The sequence below is a fragment of the Streptomyces sp. NPDC001717 genome, assembly GCF_042892775.1.
Lineage (GTDB): Bacteria > Actinomycetota > Actinomycetes > Streptomycetales > Streptomycetaceae > Streptomyces.
Map to the genome: position 1 here is coordinate 372,527 of NZ_JBIAUK010000004.1, position 6,536 is coordinate 379,062.

Here is a 6,536-nt window from a genome sequence, read left to right on the forward strand (position 1 = left end):
CCCGCTCAGTCCCTGCCGCGGGCGCGCCGGAAGCGGGCGAGGCCGTCGGCGAGGTCCACGATCGGGTCGGGGTAGTCGTACGCGGCCCGGTCCAGGCCCTTCAGCTTCCAGGGTTCGTGGATCGCGGCACCGGGAAGCTCCGCGAGCTCCGGGACCCAGCGGCGCACGTAGGCGCCGTACGGGTCGTAACGCTTGCCCTGGAGAACGGGGTTGAGGACCCGGTGGGGGCGGGTGTCCGTCCCCGTTCCGGCCACCCACTGCCAGTTGAGCTGGTTGTTCGCGACGTCTCCGTCCACGAGGAGGTCGAGGAAGTGCCGGGCGCCCTCCCGCCAGTCGACGTAGAGCGTCTTGCTGAGGAAGGAGGCCGCGAGCAGCCGTCCCCGGTTGTGCATCCAGCCCTCGTGGGCGAGTTGGCGCAGAGCGGCGTCCACCACGGGGTACCCGGTCCGACCGTCGCGCCAGGCCTTCAAGTCCTCCTCGGCGTCCGCGCCCCGCCGCCAGTGGTCGTGCCGGGTCCGGTAGTCCTCGACCGCCGTCGCCGGGCGGGCCGCGAGCACCTGGCGGTGGAAGTCCCGCCAGCACAGCTGCCGTACGAAGGCCTCGGCACCCGCGCCGCCGCGCGACCGCGCCCGGTGCACGGCCTCGGTCGGCGACACCGCGCCGAAGTGGAGGTACGGGGAGAGGCGCGAGGTCGCGTCGCCCGCGAGGTCGTCGTGGCGCTCCTCGTAGGCGTCGGCGTGCCGCGACATCCAGGCCCCGAGCCTGCGGCGGCCCTCGGTCTCCCCGCCGGTGGCCAGTCCTTCGGAGACGTCCGCCACGGAGGCGCTCGTCGGCAGCCGCTCGGAGCGCAGCCCGTGGGGAACCCGTACGGTCCTGGGCGCCGCGAGCGGGGTCCTGAGCGGTTCGGCGGACCAGCGCCTGAAGTACGGGGTGAAGACGGCGAAGTGGTCGGAGCCCTGCGGCGTGACGTCGCCCGGCGGCACCACGGTCGTGACGGCGTCGTGCACGTAGAGGCGGCGTCCCTCGGACTCGAGGGCGTGGCGCAGGCGCGCCTCCCGGGCCCGGGCGAACGCCGAGTGATCGGCGGCCATGTGGACCTCGTCGGCCTCGGACTGCCGTACGACCGCGCACACTTCGGCGACGGTGTCGCCGCCGCGCACGAAGAGCCGGCCGCCGCGCTCGCGCAGTCCGGCGTCGAGGTCGGTCAGGCAGTCGGCGAGGAAGGCGAGCCGGTTGGGCGCCGCGAAGCCGGCCCGGTCCACGGCCGGGTCGCGGACGAACAGCGGCACGGTCTCGCTCGCCGCGTCCACGGCGGCGCGCAGCGGCGGGTGGTCGTGCACGCGGAGGTCGGAGGTGAACAGGACGACGGAGACGGTCATGGCGCCACTCCCGGGGATCGGCCGCCGGGCGGGCCGTTGGGGGGGGCTCGCCCGGCGGGCTGCTGTGCTGGTGCTGGTGTGCTCCACTCCCCTTCCGTGTGCGGGGGCGCCCTGGATGCGGGCACCTCAGCCCGGCACGCCCTGCTCCGTCCGGTCGGCGACGGCCCGCTCCGCCGTGCGCGCGATGTTCCTGGCCATGCCGCCGAAGACCACGGCGTGGAACGGTGCCACGCTCCACCAGTACACCTGGCCCGCGAGTCCGCGCGGGTGGAAGAGCGCGCGCTGGCGGTAGCGGGTGCGGCCCGTGTCGTCCCGTTCGGCGCGCATCTCCAGCCACGCGAGCCCCGGGAGCCTCATCTCGGCGCGCAGCCGCAGCAGCATGCCCCGCTCGATCTCCTCGACCCGCCAGAAGTCGAGGGCGTCGCCGACGCGGAGCCGCTGGGCGTCGCGCCGCCCGCGGCGCAGCCCCGCACCGCCGGCGAGCCGGTCGAACCAGCCCCGTACGGCCCAGGCCAGCGGGAAGGAGTACCAGCCGTTCTCGCCGCCGATCCCCTCGATGACCTGCCACAGGGCGTGCGGGTCGGCGTCGACGGTGCGCTCGCGTTCGTCGGTGTAGAGGCTGCCGCCCGCCCAGTCCGGGTCGGTGGGCAGGGGGTCGCTGGGGGCTCCGGGCAGCAGGGCGGAGGACCAGCGGGTGGTGACCCGGGCCTCCTGGACGCGTTGGAGCGCGAGCGCGAGGGCGTGGTCGAAGGAGGCCGGGGTGTCGGGCCGGTCGGGCACGTACGCGGCGATGTCGTGCTCCGCGCACACCACCTCGTACCGCAGGGACTCGGCGAGCGGCCGGGCGAGGGCGGCGGGCACGGGGGTGACCAGGCCGATCCAGTGGCTGGACAGGCCCGGGGTGAGCATGGGGACGGGCACGATCAGCCGCTTCGGGAGCCCGGCGACGGACGCGTACCGGACCATCATGTCGTGGTAGGTGAGGATGGTCCTGGACCAGGGCCGGTTCGTCGAGCTGGACCCATTCGGCGCCCGCGGCGCGCAGTTCGGCGAGGACCTCGGCGTAGACGGGCAGCAGCCGGTCGAGCAGGGTCAGCGGCAGGAAGCCGGCGTCGACGCCGGGTGCGGGCTTGGCGAGGAGCAGGTACGTCACGGGGCCGACCAGGACCGGGCGGGCGGTGTGGCCGAGGGCGAGCGCCTCCTTCAACTCGCCCACCTGCTTGGCGGGGTCGGCGCTGAACACGGTGTCGGGGCCGAGTTCTGGCACCAGGTAGTGGTAGTTCGTGTCGAACCACTTGGTCATCTCGAGCGGCGCCACGTCCTGCGTGCCGCGCGCCATGGCGAAGTACCCGTCGAGGGCGTCGGCTTCGACGGCGGCGCGGTGGCGGGCGGGGATCGCGCCGACCATGACACTGGTGTCCAGGACGTGGTCGTAGTACGAGAAGTCGCCGGTCGGGACCTCGGTGATGCCCGCCCCGGTCAGCTGCGCCCAGTTGGCCCGGCGCAGGTCGCGGGCGGTCTCCCGGAGGGATTCGGCGCTCGTGCGGCCCTTCCAGTAGCCCTCGACGGCCCTCTTCAGCCGGCGGTCCGGCCCTTGCCGGGGGTAGCCGTGGACGGTGGCCCGTACTGCCGCGGCTGCGGACTTGGTGGTCACGGAACTCTCCTTCGCGAGCGTGTCTCCATGGACCCGGTGGGGCCGAGGGCGCGAAGGGGTGCCGGAACGGGCGGACCTTCGTGGTCGCGCACGTCCGGCTGTTTCCGGGTACGCGACGGGGAGGTCCCGTCCGAGGTGCACGCCGACCCGCCCACGAGGTCACCGGGAGGCCGTGCGCGGTCGATCGCGCACGGGCAACGGGCAGGTCTTCGGACTCGCGGGCACGCCTGCCGGTCTCCCGGCGGGCACCTACTGGCCGTCGCTTCCCAGGACCGGCTCCGGTCCCAGTGCGTATGACGGCGGTCGTTCCCGCTCACCGCTGCGGGGCAGTCCCGGATTCCCACCGGGTTCCCTCTTGCGACGCGTCCCGCCTGGCGGACGGGGGCGAACCAGCTGCGTGGCCCACCTTAGGTCGACTGCACCGGAAGTGGGGACGGGTTGGCGCATGTCGGACCGTGAGCTGCGACACGGCCCCCGACCGTCTCTCGTTCCAAGACGGACGTGTCCACCATTCGGCCATGGTCTTGCCGAGCCGGACGCCTTCGGAGAGTATTCCTATCAATCCGATAGGGAATGTGGGATTCGGCTGGACGGCATCCGGTGCCCGGCCGAGACCGCCCGACGACGCTCCGGAGTAGCCCACATGACCACCGCCGTCCGGTCCGCCGAAGAGCAGCGCCACGTCCTCCTGCGCACCGCTCGCGACGTGGCGGACGACCTCGCCGCGGACGCCGTCGCCCGCGACCGGGCGGGCAGGCCGCCGGTCGACGAGACGGCGCGGCTGCGCGAGGCCGGCCTGCCGGCGGCCCTCACCCCGCCCGGGCCGGACCGCGGGACGGACTGGCACACCGCGTGCGCCGTCATACGGGAGATCTCCGCGGCGGACGGATCGGTCGGCGAGGTGCTCGCCCGCCACTACGCGCACGCCTGGAGCGCGCGCTTCTACTCCGGCCTCCTCCAGGCCGCCGACGTGGAGGCGGCGTCGGTGCGCGGGCAGTGGTTGTGGACCGGCTCGGTGCGCAATCCGACGCCCGACGACGACTCCGCCGGACCGGACCTCGCGCTGCGGCCCCGCGGCTCGGGCTACGTCCTGAACGGCCGCCGGTCCGTGCACACGGCGGCGGCCGTCGCCGACCGGATCGTGCTGGACGCCGTCTGTACCGGCACCGGTGACGTCCTGGTCGTACGGATCCCGCCCGGCGCGCAGGGCGTGACCGTGGAACCCGCCCACGACCGCCTCGGCCAGCGCGTCGCCGGCGCGGGCGACCTCGTCCTCGAAGGGGTCGCCGTCACGCCCGAGCAGGTGCTCGGGCGCAGGCCCCACGACGAGGAGTCGACCGCGCCCTTCACCGCACTCGCCGAGCCGGCGCTCCGACTCGCCCTGTGTCACGTCGGCCTCGGGATCGCCGAGGGCGCCCTCACCGAAGCCCGAGACCTCAGCAGGCGCGGTCGCGCCCACCGACCGCCCGGCGAGGAACCGGACCTGTTGCTGACGTACGGAGAACTCGCCTCCGCCGCCCAGGCGGCCACCGCCATGGTCGACCGCGCGACGGTGGCGATGGCGCGGGCCCTCGACACGGGGGCGCACCTCGACGCGGAGGAGCCGGCGGACGTCGCCGCACTGGTCGCCACGGCCGAGACCGTGTCCTCCAAGGCCGCCCTGCACATCACCGCGCGGGTGCTGGAACTCGCCGACGCCCCCGGCCTGGACCGTTTCTGGCGCAACGCGCGCGTGCTGACGGCCCACCAACCCGTCGCGCACCGCCTGCGCTCCATCGGCGAGCACTACCTCAACGCCCCGCACCGCGTGCCGGCGGCCGTCTTCCGCTGACGCGGAGCGCAGCACGGGCGGGCCCGGCCTCGGCGGACGGGGCCCGATCCGTACGGGATAATGAGCACATGCGGATCTCAGCCAGGGCGGACTACGCGGTACGTGCCGCACTGCAGCTCGCGTCGTCGGAGGACGACGGGCCGGTGAAGGCCGAAGCCATCGCCGACGCCCAGGACATCCCGCACAAGTTCCTCGAAGGCATCCTGAACGACATGCGCCGGGGCGGGCTCGTGCTCAGCCAACGCGGCGGCAACGGCGGATACCGGCTGGCCAAGCCCGCCTGGTCCATCACCATCGCGGACGTCATCCGCATCGTGGACGGCCCGCTCGTCTCGGTGCGCGGAGTCCGCCCGCCGGACCTCACGTACACCGGGCCGGCCACGTCGCTGCTGCCCCTCTGGATCGCCCTTCGCGCCAATGTGCGCGAGATCCTCGACGGCGTGACGCTCGCCGACGTCGCCGCGGCCGAGCTGCCCGCCGACGTGTCCGCGCTGACGACCACTCCCGAGGCCTGGACCAATCCCTGAGCCGTCGACCACCTCTCCGACCTGCTCTTTCTCACTGACCGAGATGAGTCCGTCCACCATTCGGACGCCCTCTTGGGGCGAGTCTCGACGTCTGCCAAGATGCCTACCAGCCCGGTAGGAAAACTAGGAATGAGGTGAGGTGGCCGTGCGAGCAATGCATGAATCAGCCATTCTTCTGCCCGTCCTCACCACCCGCCGGCACATCGACCTGGTGCGCACGTCCAGCGCCATCTGTCAGCCCGCCTGACCCGGGCCCCGGTTCCGCGCGCCGATCCTCGTTGCGCACCCCGGCCCGACCACCCCGCTCCGCCGGCCTGGCGGCCCCTCCGCCGGCCCCGCACGCTCCGTGTCACTTCCGAGCGCGGCGTGCGACGTACGCGGCCCGGCACACCCCGGCCCCGCGGCATCCACGACACCCTGCCCCTGCTCCGCCTGCGACGACGGTCCCTCGACCGGCCGCCGTCAGGTGTGGGTGCCGTGCGTACCGAAGGCCCCGGCCGCGTGCCCCCGCAGCTTCCCCGACACCCCATCCCGTGAAAGGACACCTCCGTGTCTGCCGCAAGACCGCTCACCACGCTCCGCGCCATCGCCGTCACCGCCGCCCTTCCCCTCCTGCTCACCGCTTGCGGCTACGGTTCCGAGGCGAAGAAGGACGAGGACAAGCCGGCCGCCGCGGCCTCGGCCGACGGCAAGAAGCTCTCGGCTTCGGAGGTCCGGGTCGGGTACTTCCCGAACCTGACGCACGCGACCGCGCTGGTCGGTCTGCAGGAGGGCCTGATCCAGAAGGAGCTGGGCGGCACCACGATCAAGCCGCAGTCCTTCAACGCGGGCCCCTCCGAGATCGAGGCGCTCAACGGCGGCTCCCTCGACATCGGCTTCATCGGCCCCTCGCCGTCGATCAACGGCTACGTCAAGTCCAAGGGCTCCAACCTGCGGATCATCTCCGGTTCCGCCTCCGGCGGCGTCAAGCTCGTCGTGAACCCGGACAAGATCAAGACCCTGGACGACCTCAAGGGCAAGAAGATCGCGACCCCGCAGAAGGGGAACACGCAGGACGTCGCGTTCCTCAACTGGATCGCGGAGAAGGGCTGGTCGGTCGACCCCGAGTCCGGCAAGGGCGACGTCTCCGTCGTCCGCACCGACAA

Annotated in this window: 5 protein-coding genes, 2 pseudogenes and 1 riboswitch; of the genes and pseudogenes, 4 read left to right on the forward strand and 3 right to left on the reverse strand. The window is 73.3% G+C overall.

The features are described from left to right. Window positions 1-5 precede the first annotated feature (5 nt). The 3 genes and pseudogenes from ACFYZL_RS11270 to ACFYZL_RS11280 form a co-directional block, all read right to left on the reverse strand. Entirely contained in the window at window positions 6-1,379 is a 1,374-nt protein-coding gene (locus ACFYZL_RS11270; protein ID WP_384757091.1) for a cryptochrome/photolyase family protein, read from the reverse strand. A gap of 126 nt (window positions 1,380-1,505) precedes the next feature. After that, a pseudogene (locus tag ACFYZL_RS11275) lies at window positions 1,506-2,366 on the reverse strand (SDR family oxidoreductase); the annotation flags it as partial. A gap of 1 nt (window position 2,367) precedes the next feature. Then, window positions 2,368-3,033 (reverse strand): annotated as a pseudogene (locus tag ACFYZL_RS11280) (5-methyltetrahydropteroyltriglutamate--homocysteine S-methyltransferase); the annotation flags it as partial. Window positions 3,034-3,215: 182 nt separating this feature from the next. Beyond that, window positions 3,216-3,442, reverse strand: a riboswitch (cobalamin riboswitch). Between the two features lie 234 nt (window positions 3,443-3,676). Here ACFYZL_RS11280 and ACFYZL_RS11285 point away from each other — a divergent pair. The 4 genes from ACFYZL_RS11285 to ACFYZL_RS11300 form a co-directional block, all read left to right on the forward strand. Beyond that, window positions 3,677-4,864: an acyl-CoA dehydrogenase gene (locus ACFYZL_RS11285; protein WP_384757084.1), complete on the forward strand. Its 1,188-nt coding sequence runs from the start codon at window positions 3,677-3,679 to the stop codon at window positions 4,862-4,864. Window positions 4,865-4,932: 68 nt separating this feature from the next. Then, window positions 4,933-5,391: an RrF2 family transcriptional regulator gene (locus ACFYZL_RS11290; RefSeq protein ID WP_384757081.1), complete on the forward strand. Its 459-nt coding sequence runs from the start codon at window positions 4,933-4,935 to the stop codon at window positions 5,389-5,391. Window positions 5,392-5,545: 154 nt separating this feature from the next. After that, complete coding sequence (locus ACFYZL_RS11295) at window positions 5,546-5,638, forward strand: putative leader peptide (RefSeq protein WP_384583264.1); 93 nt, start codon at window positions 5,546-5,548, stop codon at window positions 5,636-5,638. Between the two features lie 302 nt (window positions 5,639-5,940). Beyond that, window positions 5,941-6,536 (forward strand): ABC transporter substrate-binding protein (locus tag ACFYZL_RS11300; RefSeq protein ID WP_388678154.1); only part of this gene is annotated, 596 nt, incomplete at its 3' end.